This window comes from Modestobacter sp. L9-4, from assembly GCF_019112525.1.
Classification (GTDB): domain Bacteria; phylum Actinomycetota; class Actinomycetes; order Mycobacteriales; family Geodermatophilaceae; genus Modestobacter.
Genome location: NZ_CP077800.1, coordinates 2421585 through 2436170 on the forward strand (window position 1 = coordinate 2421585; position 14586 = coordinate 2436170).

The 14586-nt window shown below is 75.4% G+C and carries 15 protein-coding genes; 5 read left to right on the top strand and 10 right to left on the bottom strand.

All coding sequences use genetic code 11. The features are described 5' to 3' along the window. Positions 1 to 198: 198 nt before the first annotated feature. The gene (locus KUM42_RS11420) at positions 199 to 903 is read right to left on the bottom strand and encodes a response regulator transcription factor (protein WP_237492349.1); all 705 of its coding nucleotides are present in this window, start codon (positions 901 to 903) and stop codon (positions 199 to 201) included. Next, a complete protein-coding gene (locus KUM42_RS11425) occupies positions 900 to 2600 on the bottom strand; it encodes a sensor histidine kinase (protein WP_237492352.1) in 1701 nt (566 codons plus the stop codon). Before KUM42_RS11425 ends, KUM42_RS11420 begins: the two co-directional genes overlap by 4 nt. A 179-nt stretch (positions 2601 to 2779) precedes the next feature. Here KUM42_RS11425 and KUM42_RS11430 point away from each other — a divergent pair, with 179 nt between their 5' ends. Beyond that, entirely contained in the window at positions 2780 to 4021 is a 1242-nt protein-coding gene (locus KUM42_RS11430; RefSeq protein ID WP_237492354.1) for an MFS transporter, read from the top strand. Between the two features lie 3 nt (positions 4022 to 4024). Here KUM42_RS11430 and KUM42_RS11435 read toward each other — a convergent pair whose 3' ends face one another. Both KUM42_RS11435 and KUM42_RS11440 read right to left on the bottom strand, forming a co-directional pair. Then, a complete protein-coding gene (locus KUM42_RS11435; protein ID WP_237492356.1) occupies positions 4025 to 4495 on the bottom strand; it encodes a universal stress protein in 471 nt (156 codons plus the stop codon). Between the two features lie 46 nt (positions 4496 to 4541). Continuing rightward, on the bottom strand, positions 4542 to 5816 hold the full coding sequence (locus KUM42_RS11440) for a Rieske 2Fe-2S domain-containing protein (protein ID WP_237492358.1): 1275 nt from the start codon (positions 5814 to 5816) through the stop codon (positions 4542 to 4544). A gap of 168 nt (positions 5817 to 5984) precedes the next feature. Between KUM42_RS11440 and KUM42_RS11445 the strand changes: the two genes are divergently transcribed. Then, positions 5985 to 6365: a DUF485 domain-containing protein gene (locus KUM42_RS11445; RefSeq protein WP_237492360.1), complete on the top strand. Its 381-nt coding sequence runs from the start codon at positions 5985 to 5987 to the stop codon at positions 6363 to 6365. Continuing rightward, entirely contained in the window at positions 6358 to 8010 is a 1653-nt protein-coding gene (locus KUM42_RS11450) for a cation acetate symporter (protein ID WP_237492362.1), read from the top strand. The genes KUM42_RS11445 and KUM42_RS11450 overlap by 8 nt, the downstream gene beginning before the upstream one ends. 192 nt (positions 8011 to 8202) lie before the next feature. Here KUM42_RS11450 and KUM42_RS11455 read toward each other — a convergent pair whose 3' ends face one another. The 3 genes from KUM42_RS11455 to KUM42_RS11465 all read right to left on the bottom strand — a co-directional run bounded on the left by KUM42_RS11455 (position 8203) and on the right by KUM42_RS11465 (position 10125). Beyond that, the gene (locus KUM42_RS11455; RefSeq protein WP_237492363.1) at positions 8203 to 8493 is read right to left on the bottom strand and encodes a hypothetical protein; all 291 of its coding nucleotides are present in this window, start codon (positions 8491 to 8493) and stop codon (positions 8203 to 8205) included. Positions 8494 to 8604: 111 nt separating this feature from the next. After that, positions 8605 to 9468, bottom strand: a complete 864-nt coding sequence (locus tag KUM42_RS11460; protein ID WP_237492365.1) for a manganese catalase family protein — start codon at positions 9466 to 9468, stop codon at positions 8605 to 8607. Positions 9469 to 9579: 111 nt separating this feature from the next. Beyond that, the gene (locus tag KUM42_RS11465) at positions 9580 to 10125 is read right to left on the bottom strand and encodes a hypothetical protein (protein ID WP_237492367.1); all 546 of its coding nucleotides are present in this window, start codon (positions 10123 to 10125) and stop codon (positions 9580 to 9582) included. Positions 10126 to 10192: 67 nt separating this feature from the next. Between KUM42_RS11465 and KUM42_RS11470 the strand changes: the two genes are divergently transcribed. Next, positions 10193 to 10783: a TetR/AcrR family transcriptional regulator gene (locus tag KUM42_RS11470; RefSeq protein WP_237492369.1), complete on the top strand. Its 591-nt coding sequence runs from the start codon at positions 10193 to 10195 to the stop codon at positions 10781 to 10783. A 100-nt stretch (positions 10784 to 10883) separates the two neighbouring features. Here KUM42_RS11470 and KUM42_RS11475 read toward each other — a convergent pair whose 3' ends face one another. After that, the gene (locus KUM42_RS11475; protein ID WP_237492371.1) at positions 10884 to 11600 is read right to left on the bottom strand and encodes a sensor histidine kinase KdpD; all 717 of its coding nucleotides are present in this window, start codon (positions 11598 to 11600) and stop codon (positions 10884 to 10886) included. A 115-nt stretch (positions 11601 to 11715) separates the two neighbouring features. On the opposite strand from KUM42_RS11475, the gene KUM42_RS11480 reads away from it, so the two are divergent. Then, a complete protein-coding gene (locus tag KUM42_RS11480; protein ID WP_237492373.1) occupies positions 11716 to 12357 on the top strand; it encodes a response regulator transcription factor in 642 nt (213 codons plus the stop codon). Positions 12358 to 12505: 148 nt separating this feature from the next. Here KUM42_RS11480 and KUM42_RS11485 read toward each other — a convergent pair whose 3' ends face one another. Both KUM42_RS11485 and KUM42_RS11490 read right to left on the bottom strand, forming a co-directional pair. Next, positions 12506 to 13993 (bottom strand): PH domain-containing protein, encoded by a 1488-nt coding sequence (locus tag KUM42_RS11485; protein WP_237492376.1) that lies wholly within the window; start codon positions 13991 to 13993, stop codon positions 12506 to 12508. Beyond that, a complete protein-coding gene (locus tag KUM42_RS11490) occupies positions 13990 to 14505 on the bottom strand; it encodes a PH domain-containing protein (RefSeq protein WP_237492378.1) in 516 nt (171 codons plus the stop codon). Before KUM42_RS11490 ends, KUM42_RS11485 begins: the two co-directional genes overlap by 4 nt. Positions 14506 to 14586 lie beyond the last annotated feature (81 nt).

Sequence of the window (14586 nt, forward strand, 5' to 3'; positions counted from 1 at the left end):
GGAGCCCTCCTCCCGCGTCGCCGCACAGGTGGGTCCTCGTCGGCACCTGCCTGGGGCCGGGGGATGACCCGACGTCATCCCCTGGGCTGACCTGCCGTCGGTGCAGCCGCCCGGCGGTCAGGTCGACGGTGTGCGCCGAGGCCGGGTTGCGGGACCGGTCACCCGGCCCGGGCGCACACCGTCACCCCGGCACGGCCCCTAGGCGTTGCGCAGCAGGTCGGCGGGGGCGACGAGGCCGGTGCGGTAGGCCAGGACGACGGCCTGCACCCGGTCCCGCGAGCCGGTCTTGAACAGCACCCGCCCGACGTGGGTCTTCACCGTCGCCTCGCTGACGAACAGCTGCGCGGCGATCTCGGTGTTGGAGGCGCCGTAGGCCATCTGCACCAGCACCTCCTTCTCCCGTGGCGTCAGCTCCGCCAGCGCCGAGGCGTCGGCCGGCGCGCTGTCGGCGGCACCGCCCGCGCCCCGCAGGATCGGTGCGACGTGCTGCAGCAGCCGCCGGGTGGAGCTGGCCGCGATCACCGAGTCGCCGGAGTGCACGGTGCGCACCGCGGCCAGCATCTCCTCCGGCGGGGCGTCCTTGAGCAGGAAGCCGCTGGCCCCGGCGCCGATCGCGGCCACCACGTACTCGTCGAGGTCGAAGGTGGTCAGCACCACGACCCGCGGCGGCTCGGGCAGCGCGGTCACCTGCTCGGTGGCGGCGATGCCGTCCATCCCGGGCATCCGCACGTCCATCAGGACGACGTCGGCCGGCGTGCGGCGCAGCAGCTCCACCGCCGCGGCGCCGTCCCCCGCCTCGCCGACGACGGTGAGGTCGGGCTGGGAGTCGATCACCATGCGGAAGCCGGCGCGGACCAGCTGCTGGTCGTCGACGAGGACCACGCGGATCTGGTTGTCGGTCATCGGGACGCACGGTAGGGCAGGACGGCCTCGACGCCGAAACCCCCGCCGGTCCGCGGGCCGGCGGTCAGCCGCCCGCCGTGCAGCTGGGCCCGCTCGCGCATGCCCAGCAGGCCGTGTCCCTGCCCGTCGGCCTCCACGACCGCCGCCGCGCCCCGCCCGTCGTCGGTCACGGACAGCTCGAGGGCGTCCCGGCCCCAGTGCAGGCGCACCTCGGCCCGCCCGGCCGGGCCGGCGTGCTTGAGCACGTTGGTCAGCGACTCCTGCACGATGCGGTAGGCGGCCAGCTGCGGGCCGGCGGGCATCGGCTGGGGCGCGCCCTCCACCACCAGGTCGACGTCCAGGCCGCTGGAGCGGACGTCGGCGACCAGCTGGTCGATGGCGGCGACGTCGGGCTGCGGGGCGAACTCCTGCCCGTCGCCCTCGCGCAGCACCCCGAGCAGCTTGCGCATCTCGGCCAGCGCCTGCCGGCCGGTGGAGGAGATCTGCTCCAGCGCCGCAGTGGCCGCCACCGGGTCGGCCTGCCCGGCGTACCGCCCGCCGTCGGCCTGGGCGATGACCACCGACAGGGAGTGGGCGACCACGTCGTGCATCTCCCGAGCGATCCGGGCCCGCTCGGTCGAGGCGGCCAGCTGCATCTCCTGCTCCCGTTCCAGCTCCAGCAGCCGGGCGCGCTCCTCCAGTCCGGCCACCTGCTGCAGCCGGGCCCGGCGCAGGTCGCCCAGCGCCCAGGCGGCGACCACCAGGACGCCGATGCCGATCGAGGCGGCGAGGAAGTCGACCCCGCGGGAGTACGAGGCGACGGTGACGGCGGCCAGCAGCGCGCCGACGAGGCCCAGCGCCAGCCCGGCCCGGCTGGCCCACCGCGGCGCGTAGGCGGCCAGCGAGTAGACCACCACCGGGGCGGCCACGTTGGCGGGCAGGAAGTCGGCGGGGAGGACGACCAGCTCCACCAGGCAGGCGGCCACGACCACGGTCGCCGCGCGGACGGGCCGGCGCCGGCGCCAGGCCAGCGGGACCACCAGCAGCAGACCGATGAGGACCGCCCGTCCGGCGGGCTCGTACCCGGACGCCGGGGCGAGCACCAGGCCGAGCACGCCCAGCCCGGCGAGCGTGGCGTCGACCCCGAACGGGTGCTCGCGCAACCAGCGGGCGGTCCGTTCCAGCAGCGGTTCGGTCGGTGTCCACGGGACGTCGGGGTCCCGGGTCTCCGCCCGGCGGCGCCAGCGGCCCGCGCTCCAGGACGCGACGACGATGCCGCCGATGACCATCAGCGCCACCAGCGCCAGCGCGAGGCCGTCGGCCGAGTACGACCCGAAGAACACCGTGGCGGCGAGGGCGGCGCCCAGCAGACCGACCACGAGCCCGGCGCGGCCGGCCCACGGCGGGCCGTACGCGGCCAGCGCGTGGACCATCACCGGCGCGGCGACGTTGGCCGGCAGGAACTCGTGCCGCAGGACCACCAGCTCGATCAGGCAGGCCGCCACCACGGCCGCCGCCGCCGCCACCGGCTCGCTGCGCCGCCAGGCCAGCGCCCCGCTGAGCACGACGGTCAGCAGCAGGCCGGTCGCCCAGCCGCCGTTGACCGCCCCGAACTGGAGCAGGACGCACGCCACCCCGACCGTGGCGGCGATCGCGACGTCGACGCGCTGGTCGTGCTGCCGCCGCGTCGCCGCGGGTTCGAGCAGCCGGCGGTCCACGTCAGCGAGCGTAGGGACGCACTCGGGCGCGGTCGTCGTCCTGCGGGGTGAACCGCGTGTCCACCCGCGGGATGAGGGCTGCCGGTGGCGGCCGGGCACGGGTCCACGGGCGCGGTCTTCTGCGCTGGGCTGAACGGCGCACCCGCGTCCCGTCGTCCCGGCCTGGCAGGGTCGCCGGTGTGTCCACGCCCCTCGGCCCGGCGTTCTGGCGGCTCTACGCCGCCAGCGCTGCCTCCAACCTCGCCGACGGGGTCAACCGGGTGGCGCTGCCGCTGCTGGCGACCACCCTGACCCGCGACCCGGTGCAGGTGGCCGCGCTCGCCTCGCTGTCCTTCCTGCCGTGGCTGCTGTTCGCGCTGCCGGCCGGCGCCGTCGTCGACCGGGTCGACCGCAAGCGCGCGATGGCCGTCGCCAACGCCGTCCGGGCGCTGGCCCTGGGCGCGCTGGCGGCGACCGCGCTCACCGGCACGACCTCGCTGCCGGTGCTCTACGCGGTCGCGTTCGCCATCGGCGTGGCCGAGACCGTCTACGACAGCGCCGCCCGCGCGATGCTGCCGCAGGTCGTGGCCCGCGAGCAGCTCGACCGGGGCAACGGGCTGCTGACCACCGCCGAGGAGGCCAGCCAGGGCTTCCTCGGCGCACCGCTGGGCTCGCTGCTGTTCGCCCTCGCGGTCGCCGTCCCGCTGCTCACCACCGCGGGCGGCTTCCTGCTCGCCGCCGTCCTCGTGCTGGGCATCGCCGGCCGGCACCGCCCCGCCCGCGCCGACGGCCCCCGCACCACGATCCGCCGGGACGTCGCCGAGGGGGTCGGCTGGCTGTGGCGGCACCGCTTCCTCCGCGGGCTCACGCTCGTCTCGGCGGCCACGGCCCTGGTGCAGTCGATGACCAGCGGCCTGCTCGTGCTCTACGCGCTCGACGAGCTGGGGGTCAGCGACGCCGGGTACGGGCTGCTGCTCACCGCGGCCGGCGTCGGCGCCGTCCTCGGCGGGCTCGGGGCCGCGCCGCTGGCCGGGCGGATCGGCCGCACCGCCACCCTCGTCGCCGGCTCGGTGCTCAGCGCGCTGGCGATCATCGGGATGTCGGCCACCGGCAACGCGGTCGTGGCCGGCGTCCTGTTCGCGGCCAGCACCGCGGGCGTCATGTTCTGGAACGTGCTGACCATGTCGCTGCGCCAGGCGCTCATCCCCGAGGTCCTCTTCGGCCGGGTCCAGGGCGGCTACCGCACGCTGGTCTGGGGCTGCATCCCGCTCGGGACGCTGGCCGGCGGGCTGCTCGCCGGCGCCACCAGCGTGCCCACGGTGTTCGCGGTCTCCGGCGCCGGGCTGCTGCTGCTCTCGCTGGTGCTCTGGCGGATGCTCACCGTGCACCGCGACCTGGTCGGCACCACCTTCGCCGCCGACCCGCAACCCGCCCCGGCCTGAGGTCTAGGGGACGACGGTGACCGGCCAGCGGCCGGCCCGCACCAGCCGCACCGCCACCGACCCGACCACCCGGTGCCCGGCCTGCTCGGAGGCGCCCACCAGCACGGCGTCGGCGAGGACCTCGTCGGCCGTGCGGGTGATCTCCCCGACCGGGTCGCCACGCTGGATGCGGAAGTCGACCTCGACCCCGAGCTCGTGCGCCAGCGGCATCAGCTCCTCGCGCAGCCGGGTGCCGACCTCGGTGTTGGCCTCCCGGACGACGGCGCCCGCGCCGGGCACCAGCCCGGCCATCGCCGGTCCGCCCTCGGCCACGAAGACCACGACCAGCCGGGCCCGCTGCCGGCGGGCGAGTCCGGCGGCGTAGGCCGCGGCCCGCATGGAGGTCGGTGACCCGTCCAGCCCCACCAGGATCACCCGGGGGCCGTCGGTGCCCCGCTCGAAGGGCCCGTGCTCGGAGGGTCGGGGCGTGCTCACGCGGTGGATCGTCCCCCGCCCGTCCCGGCGCCGTGCGACCGGGCCGTCAGGCCGACCGGCGCAGTGGTCCGGCGGCGAAGTCGGCGAGCGTGCGGCGCAGTGCGACCCCGGGGGCGTCCGCCGGCACGTGCAGCTCGTCGCGGGGCAGCAGCGGCAGGCCGGTGCTCTCCAGCCCGGCGGCCAGCTCCAGGTCCCCGGCCAGGACGGCGCTCGCCGCGGCCACCTCGGCCGCGACCTCGTCGGCGGTGAGCGTCGTCCCGGGTGGCGGGGTGAGGAACAGGCAGCTGAAGACCCGGGTGGAGTCGTCGTCCTCGGGCTGCAGGAGGAACAGCGTGGTGCGGGCGGCGCCGGTGTCGAGCTCGTCCGTGCGCAGCCGCAGCCGGAACGGCGCCCGGTGGACGGCGGTGGTGCGGCGCCCCGGGCCGGTGGACACCACGCTGGTCGACCCGCCCGCCTGTGGCGTCACCTCGGTGACCGGCTCGTGCGCGCCGGCGGTGCCCGGGTGGACGACGGGGACGTGCGCCGCGTCGAGGAGGAGGTCGGTCAGCGGGCCGGCGGGCGCGCCGCTGCGGGTGGTGGGCAGCCAGGCGCGCACCGCCCGCGGGTCGGTGGCCTCGGGCACGGTGAGCGGGGCGTCCCGCGGCTCGGCCGGCGCGATCCAGACCAGGCCGTGCCGCTCGACGACGCCCCAGGCGGGCGGGTCGGCGTCCAGCACGCCGCCGCGGCGGTGCACCGTCCAGTTCCGGCCGAGCAGCCGCACCTGGACGTACCCGCCCTCGTGCAGCTCCTCGGCCAGCGCGACCGGGTGCCAGGCGTGCTCCAGGGACGGATCGAGGTTGCCCAGGACCGGCCCGGCCGGGGTCGGCAACGCCGGCACCGGCTCCGGCGTGGGCACCGCGCCCCCGGACCTCGGCGGCCGCACGGTGGACGTGCGCTCGGGGGCCAGCCAGACCCAGCCGTCGCGCTCCTCCACCGCCCAGGGCCCGGTGAGGTCGGCGCGCGGCGGCGGGGTGCCGGCCGGGCCGAGCGAGGGGATCTCGGCGCAGCGGCCCTCCGCGGTGAACTGCCAGCCGTGGTACGGGCACTGGAGCCGGCCGTCGACGACCGTCGCGTGCACCAGCGGCACGAGGCGGTGCGGGCAGCGGGGTGGCAGGGCGGTCACCTCGGCCCCCGGCCGCAGCCGCAGGACGACCCAGGCCCGCCCGCCGGCGCCCACCGGGAGCGGCGTCGTCCCGACCTGCGCGGAGCGGGCCACCGGGTACCAGCCGGTGGCCGGCGCGGCGGCCCCGGGCCGGGGACGCACGGTCCAGGAGGAGGCCATGGACCCATGGCACCAGGCCGCCGTTTCCCCGCGATTGCGGTCGGATGCACTCTCGGGACATTCCGGTCCGGCTCCGTAACCATCAGGACACGAACCCTGCCGATGTGAGCCTGCACACCCTAGGGTGACCGCGATCACCACTCAGGCTACGCACAGTGAGGTGCCACCGTGACCCCACCGACCGAACGCAAGCTCTTGACCCCGCAGGAGTACCGAGCCGCGCAGGACTCCCCGGAGTTCGCCGAGCTGCGCCGCCGGTTCCGTCGCTTCGCCGTCCCGATGACCGTGGCGTTCCTGGCCTGGTACCTGCTCTACGTGCTGCTCAGCACCTACGCGCACGACTTCATGTCCACCGAGGTGTTCGGCAACGTCAACCTCGGCCTGCTGCTGGGCCTGGGGCAGTTCGTGTCCACCTTCGCCATCACCACGCTCTACGTCCGGTACTCCGGCCGCACCACCGACCCGATCGCCGACGAGATGCGCGAGCGCCTCGAGGACCGCGACTTCTCCGCTCCGCGCAGCGGCAGCAAGGGAGCCACCCGTGCATGACGTGATCGCCGCCGACGCCGCCACCATCGGCGAGCCGGCCGTCAACATCTCGATCTTCGGGGTGTTCGTGCTGATCACCCTGGTGATCACGTTCAAGGCCAGCCGGAACAACAAGAGCGCCGCGGACTTCTACGCCGCCGGCCGCAACATCAGCGGCACCCAGAACGGGCTCGCCATCGCCGGTGACTACCTGTCGGCCGCCTCGTTCCTGGGCATCGCCGGGGCCATCGCCGTCTACGGCTACGACGGCTTCCTCTACTCGATCGGCTTCCTCGTCGCCTGGCTGGTGGCGCTGCTGCTGGTGGCCGAGCTGCTGCGCAACACCGCCCGCTTCACCATGGCCGACGTCCTGGCCTTCCGGATGCGGCAGGGCCCGGTGCGCACCGCGGCCGCGCTGTCCACCCTGGTGGTCAGCCTCTTCTACCTGCTGGCCCAGATGGCCGGTGCCGGTGGCCTGGTGACGCTGCTCCTCGGCGTGACCGGTGAGGCCGCGCAGGCCGCCACCGTCGTCGTCGTCGGTGCGCTGATGATCTTCTACGTCCTCGTCGGCGGCATGCGCGGCACCACGTACGTGCAGCTCATCAAGGCGACGCTGCTCATCATCGGCGCCTTCGTCATGACCGTCTGGGTGCTGGGCAAGTACGGGTTCAACCTGTCCTCGCTGCTCGGTGCCGCACAGGACAGCGCGGACGCCGCCAAGACCCCGCGCCAGGTGCTCAGCCCCGGCGCCCAGTACGGCGCCACCGGGACGTCGAAGCTCGACTTCATCTCCCTGGGCCTGGCCCTGGTGCTCGGCACCGCCGGCCTGCCGCACGTGCTGATGCGCTTCTACACGGTGCCCACCGCCAAGGACGCCCGGAAGTCCGTCGTCTGGGCGATCTGGCTGATCGGCGTCTTCTACCTGTTCAGCCTGGTCATCGGTTACGGCTCCGGCGCCCTCGTGGGGGCCGACCGGATCCTGGCCGCCCCCGGCGGCGTGAACGCCGCGGCCCCGCTGCTGGCCTTCGAGCTCGGTGGCACGGCGCTGCTGGGCATCATCGCCGGCGTCGCGTTCGCCACCATCCTGGCCGTGGTCGCCGGGCTGACGATCACCGCGTCGGCGTCCTTCGCCCACGACGTCTACGCCTCGGTGATCAAGAAGGGGCAGACGTCGCCGGAGTCGGAGGTCCGGGTCGCCCGGATCGCCGCCATCGTGATCGGCGCGGTCGCGATCGGGCTGGGCATCCTGGCGCTGCAGGCCGGCCTGAACATCGCGTTCCTGGTGGCGCTGGCCTTCGCGGTGGCCGCGTCGGCGAACCTGCCGACGATCCTCTACACGCTGTTCTGGAAGGGCTTCACCACCCGGGGCGCGCTGTGGTCGATCTACGGCGGGCTCATCGCCTGCGTCACGCTGATCGTCTTCTCCCCGGTCGTCTCCGGGGCGAAGGTCAACCCCACGACGGGCAAGAGCACCTCGCTCATCCAGGGCGTGGACTTCTCCTGGTTCCCGCTCAACAACCCGGCGATCGTCTCCATCCCGCTGTCGTTCCTCCTCGGCTGGCTGGGCACGAAGCTGTCCAAGGAGCGCCCGGACGTCGACAAGTACGCCGAGCTCGAGGTCCGGTCGCTGACCGGCATCGGTGCGGAGAAGGCCGTCCCGCACTGAAGAAGTAGAAGGACCCCGTTCTCCTCACCCTCCGCACGCTCAGGGTGAGCCTCTGAAGGGGGCCAGGAACAACGCGCGAGGCGCGTCCCCGGCTGGGGACGCGCCTCGTGTCGTGTCTGCTCCTGGTCCAGGCTGGGACGTGGGCCAGGAGCAGGCGCGGTGGGTGGGACGCAGGGCGTCCGGTGGTGCGGGTCAGGCGGTGAGGGTGGCCGGGGCGTTCTCCCGCTGCGGCAGGACGGCGGCGACGGGGCGGTGTCGGCGGGCGACCGAGCGGGCGGTCAGCCCGAGGAGCACCACGGCGCCGGCGACGGCGTGCTGCCCGGGGGCGGTCAGGGCGACGACGACCGCGGCGACGTAGAGCAGCGTCAGCAGCGCGGCCGATGCCGTCAGCCCGCGGGGCAGGTGCAGCGCGGGGACGTGCAGTGCGGGCAGTCGCGGCGTGGACGCGGTGGGCACGGACAGGTGCACGGCGGGGACCTCCATCAGGTGGGGTGGACGCCCGCCGGGCCGGCGACCCGGGACCGCAGGAGCGGACCGGGGCGCCGGCACGGCGACGGCGCAACGGGGTGCCTCCCGGTCAGGGGAGGCGGTACCTCACTTGAGGGCGTCCTTGGCCTTCTGGAGCAGGCCGGTCATCGGGGCCGGCGGCGTGCCGTAGAGGCGCGGGTCGCCCGGGGGCAGGATCGGGGCGTCGGCGGTCGCGGCGATCGGGGCGGCGCGGAACACGTTGTCCGTCCCGTCGAGGGCCGGGCCGTTCGCCCAGCGGCCGGCAGCGGCGTCCGGGCCGTCGGAGGCGTCGATGAAGGTGTAGGCGAACTCGGGGAGCTCCTCGCTCAGCGGGAAGGCCTCGGGCACCGGGATGCCGTCGAGACCGTCGGCCTTGAGCTCCTCCATCGCGGCGAGCCACTGCTGCTGGTGCATGTGGTCGCGGGTCAGCAGGAAGCGGAGGAGGTCCTTCACGCCCGGGTCGTCGGTCATGTTCCACAGGCGGGCGACCTGGAGGCGGCCCTGCATCTCGGCGGTGGCGTTGTAGGAGAAGTCCGCCATCAGGTTGCCCGAGGCGGTCACGTAGGCGCCGGTCCACGGGTTGCCCATGGAGTCCATGTAGGAGGCGCCGCCACCGTTGGCGATCGGGTGCTGCGGGTTGTGCTGGCCGTAGGCCGCCGCGGCCTCCTTGGTGCGGTCGGAGGCGTCGGGCTTGAGCGGCATGTGGTCCAGCAGCCGGTCGATCATCGTCACGATCATCTCGACGTGGGCCAGCTCCTCGGTGCCGATGGCCAGGAGCATGTCCTTGTACTTGCCGGGGAGGCGGCAGTTCCAGCCCTGGAGCAGGTACTGGGTGGCGACGGTCATCTCGCCCCACTGGCCGCCCAGCACCTCCTGCATCTTGCGGGCGAAGTCGGCGTCGGGCCCGTCGGGCTTGGCCTCGAACTGGAGTGCGTGAGTGTGCGTGAACACGTCGTTCTCCCTCTGCGTCGTCGGTGCCGCCGCTCTCGCGTCGACAACGGACAGATGCCCACGCCCGCTGTCACCCCGGTGCCGTCCGGTGGCCCGCAGGGGCCGACCTGCTCAGCGGGCAGTAGCGGCCTCTGCCGGACGCCGCGGCCAGACCGTGTAACTGGCCGCCCACAGGAGCTCCAGACCCAGGATGAGCCCGAGCAGCGGGAACTCCGCCCGCAGCGCCTCGGTGCGCTCGGGGACGTCGACCCAGCCGATGAGGCCGAGCAGGACGACGGCGGCGACCGACACCGCCAGCGTCGTCCGGGCGACGTCGGCCCAGCACGCGCGGGTGTACGCCGTCCCGGTGAGCCGCACCGGCGCCGGGCCGCCGGCGAACCGGTGGGCGAAGCGCACGTCGGCCCAGTGCACCAGTCGGTGCCCGTAGGCGACGGAGAAGCCGAGGTAGAGCGCGGCCAGGCCGTGCTCGAGCGAGGCCGTCGCCCCCGACCGCAGGTCCGTCGCGGTGGCGACGAGCAGGACGACGTCCAGCAGGGGTGCCGCCAGCAGCAGGACGACGCTGAGCCGGCGGCGGTGCAGCAGGTAGCGGGCGGCCAGCCCGCCCAGCACCGCGACCCAGAAGCCGATCTCGCAGGCCACGATCACGGTCAGGACCACAGCTGCCTCCTTGTTGGCACAGTCGTGTTCACAAGCGCAAGTTAGCACGACTGTGTACATTCCGGGCGTGCCCCGCCTCATCGACCACGCCGCCCGCGAGGTGGAGGTGGCAGAGGCCGCCTGGCGGGTGCTGTCGACCCGGGGGGTCGGGGCGCTGTCGGTGCGCACGGTGGCCGCCGAGGCAGGGCTGGCCACCGGATCGCTGCGCCGGGCGTTCCCCACCCAGGACGCGCTGCTGGTCTTCTCGCTGGAGCTGGTGGCCCGGCGCGTGCGGGATCGGGTACGGGCGCTCGACGCCTCACCCGCCCCGCCGGCACCCCAGCTGGCCGCGCTCTGCGAGCTCCTGCCGCTCGACGCCGCGCGACGGCTGGAGATGGAGGTCTGGCTCCACCTGGGGTCCCTGGTCGCCGCGGGCGGCGCGCTCCGGGACGTCCACGAGTCCGCCCACCAGGAGCTGGCGGCCTTCACGGCAGGCGTGCTGGGGTCACTGGTGCAGGCCGGCTGGGCGCGTGCCGACCTCGACCTCCCGCTGGAGGCCCGGCGCCTGCACGCGCTCATCGACGGCCTGGCCCTGCACCTGGTCCGCCAGGACGCCGGTGCACCCACGGGCTGGGCCCCCGACGTCCTCACCGCCCACCTGGACGAGCTCCGCGCCTGACCGGCCCGGTCGTGCGCCGCCGCGTCAGGCGGAGGGACCAGAGCACGCGTCCTGGGCCGAGGAGCGCAGGTACGCGTTCCTCCGCCTGCTCAGGGACCCGTCAGCGGTCGGGCAGGCGGACGACGAGGGTGAAGTCGCCGTCGTCCCCCTGGCTCCAGGCCAGCCGGCCACCGAGCTCGCGGGTCTGCCGCTGCACCGACCACAGCCCGAGCCCGGTCAGGTCGACCGGCGGTGCGGTGCGGCTCAGGTGGCCGAGCACCCGCTCGGCCGGCACCCCGGGCTGGGTGAGCGAGAGGTCGACCCAGTCGCCGCGGCAGTCGGCCCGCAGGCGCACCCGGCGCCCCTGCCCGTGCCGGTGGGCGTTCTCCAGCAGGTTGGTGAGGATGCGCTGCACCCGGGCGTCACCGACGGTCACGTCGGCGGCAGCCTCGTCCAGCCGCAGGTCCAGCTGCTGCGTCGGCAGTCCGGATGCGGCCACCGAGGCCCGCACCACGTCGGCCAGCGTGCGGACGCCCCGGCGCTCGGTGGCACCCCCGGTGGCGTCGGCGGTGCGCAGCATGGAGGAGAGGTGGTGGGCCTGGGCGCGGGCCAGCTCCAGCATCTCCGGGCCCTGGGGGTCGTCCCGGTCGAAGTGGTCCAGCACCTGCTCCAGCGCGGCCAGCGGGCTGCGCATGTCGTGGCACATGGCGCGCACCAGGGCGTCCCCGGTGCTCACCGCCTGGGGCGTCGCGTGGGGGAGCCGGCTGCGCACCAGGCGCACCAGGTCGGTGAACAGTCCGGGCAGGGCGGCAGGTCGTGTGTCGGCAGCGAGGGTCACGGGCACCTCCGGGAGAGCGGTCGGTCAGCCACGCCGGGCGCAGCCGATCTTGGGGAGTGACGTGGAGGGCGCTGACGCCGAGGCTGGGCACCGGCCCCCTGTGGACGTGGTGGTCGTGGACGACCACCCCTTGTTCAGCCGGGGTCTGGAACTGCTCCTGCCCCCGGAGAGCAACGGCCGGGTGCGCGTCGTCGGGACGACGGACGACGCCTCGGCCGCCGCGGCGCTGGTGCGCCGGTACAACGCCGACGTCGCGATCGTCGACCTGCACATGCCGCCGCCCGGGGGCACCCGGGCGATCGCGGCCATCCGGCGCACCCAGCCGCTGGTGCGGATCGTCGCGCTGTCCGGACTGGCCGAGGCGGACGCGGCGCTGGAGGCGCTGCGGGCCGGGGCGAGCGCGTTCCTGCCGAAGAGCACCAGCCCCGAGGCGCTGGTGCGCCCCCTGCTCGCCGTCCTCGACGGGTGGTCGGTGATCCCGGAGTCGCTGCTGCGCCAGCTGCTCGACGACGCGGCCCCGACCGACGACCAGGGCATCGCCGCGCAGCTGTCCGCCGACGACCGGCGGCTGTGGCGGCTCGTGGCCGCCGGCACCAGCACCGTCGACATCGCCACGACGCTGCACGTCTCCGACCGCACGGTGAAGCGGCTGGTGGCCAACCTGCTCCGCCAGCTTCGGGTGTCCACGCGCGTGGAGGCCGCGGCGCTGGCCGGCCGGGTGGGCCTGGTCGCGGACACCGCGGAGACAGGACGCTGAGCAGGGGGCATCGGGCCCGGGTTACCCCCCGGTACGCCGCCCACTCGCGGACCGGACGGTTCCGGTCAGCCGGCGCGGTCCGACCCGCCGCCGCGGGGGGCGCTGACCACCGGTGCGGCGGGCCTCCGGCCGGTGGGACCCGCCGTGCTCAGGCCGCCGTCGTGAGGGTGCCGGCCCAGGGGCCGGAGGCGGCGCGGGCGAAGGCGGCGGCCTCGTCGGCGGCCATGTCCCGCGCCGCGTAACCGCCACTGCCCGCACCCACGCAGGCCAGCACGGTGGCCAGGCCCGCGCGGCGCTGGAACACCGACTGGCGCACCTGCCAGCCCACCACGGCCCGGCGCTGCAGGACCGCGTGCTCGCGCACCAGCCAGCCCGAGCGGACCGCGAACGACCGCGGCCCGGTGGCGTGCCCGGTCGCGGCGTAGCGGGCCCGCCCCAGCGGGACGCCGAGGGCGGTGAGCACCGCCCCGGCCACCAGCAGCGGCCACCACCCGGACGTCGCGGTCAGCACGACGCCCGCCACGAGCACCAGCGCCCCCGGGACGACGGAGCGCACCACCGACCGGCGGCGCGCCGCGAGCGGGTGGGCCTGCAGCGGCCCGGTGGGCTCGACCAGCCGGCCGGCCAGCGACCACGCCTCGTCCTCGGGCCCCAGCGGCAGCAGCTGGCCGCGGCGGGCGGCGTCCCCGAGCCCGGTGACCAGGGCGCTGGCCCGGGCCGCGCCGACCAGCCGCATGCCCACGCCCTGGCCCACCGTGCACCCGCGGATCCGGTCGACCTCCAGCTCGGTGTGCCGCCGGGTGACCAGCCCGCGGGTGGCGACGAGCGACCCGCCCCGGCGCACCAGCAGGAAGTGCCAGTTGACGACCGCGCTGCCCACGATCGAGCCGAGGACGAGGAGGACCAGCCCGCCGAGCAGCACCAGCGCGGCCAGCAGACCGTCGGGGACGCCGGGCCGGCCGAGGTCGGGCAGGAACCGGTCGGGCACCTCGTCCAGCAGCCGGAACAGCGCGCCGGCCGCGGCCATCGGCACGGCCAGGTAGCTGCCCACCAGCGGCGAGTAGCGCAGCCAGCGGGGGTCGAAGCGGCTGATGACCTCCTCGGCCTCCTCGACCGGCGCGGCGACGTCCCCGGGGTGCGCGTCGGGGGCCACGCCGGTGACCGCGGCCCGGCGGGCCAGCAGCCGGGCGCGCAGCCGGTCGCCCTCGGCACGGGACACCCCGTCGACCACGAGCTCCTCGCCCTTCGCGCCCACCGAGCCGGCGGCCGCGTCGATCTCCACCCGCACCAGCCCGAACAGCCGGTGCAGGGCGGGCGCCTCCACCTCCACGCCGCGCACGCGGTCCAGCGGCACGGTGCGCACCGACCGGGACAGCAGCCCGCGGGTCACCACCACCGAGGTCTCCCCGACGGCGTAGCTGAACCGCCACCACGACAGCGCCGCCCACAGCAGCGACAGCAGGGTCACGCCCACCACCAGTGCGACGACGGTGACCGTCCCGCCCTGGAAGCCGCGGGCCGCACCGATCCCCAGGACGGCGGGCACCAGGGCGCGGGCCTGCCGGAACGTGACCGTGTGCAGCAGCAGCACCCAGCGCGACGTCCGCTGCGCGCCGAGGCCGGCCGGGTCGCTCACGTGGCCTCGTCCCGCACCTGCTCGGCCCGCCGGGCGAGGTCCTCGGCGACGCGGCGGGCCACGTCGGCCTCCAGGTGCGGGATGCGCACGGTGCCCTGCGAGGAGGCGGTCAGCACCGCCACCGTGGCCAGGCCGAAGAGCTGCTGCACCAGGCCGCGGTTGACGTCGACGGTCTGGATCCGGCTGATCGGCACCAGCGTCCAGGTGCGGTCCAGCCAGCCGGTGAGGGTGTAGACGGCGTCCTCGGTGACCTCCCAGCGGTGCACCCGGTAGCGCAGCCGCGGTCGCACCCCGATGTCGACCACCCCGGTGACCAGCACGCCCACCGGGGCGACCCAGCGCACCAGGACCGTCCACAGGCCGGCGTCGGACGGGACGAACACGATGAGCGCGGCGACCGCCAGCGCCTCGACGACCGTGACCACCACGCCCTGGGCGATCCACAGCCCGATCGCCGAGCGGGACAGCGACCACGCGGGTTCGCGGGCGGGGGCCTGCCGGGCGGTGGACATCGCCGTCATCCTGGCAGGGCGGGGTGTGAGCCGGGCCGCACCGCGGCGGCGGCGGTGCGCTGCGTGCCACGATGGTTCGCG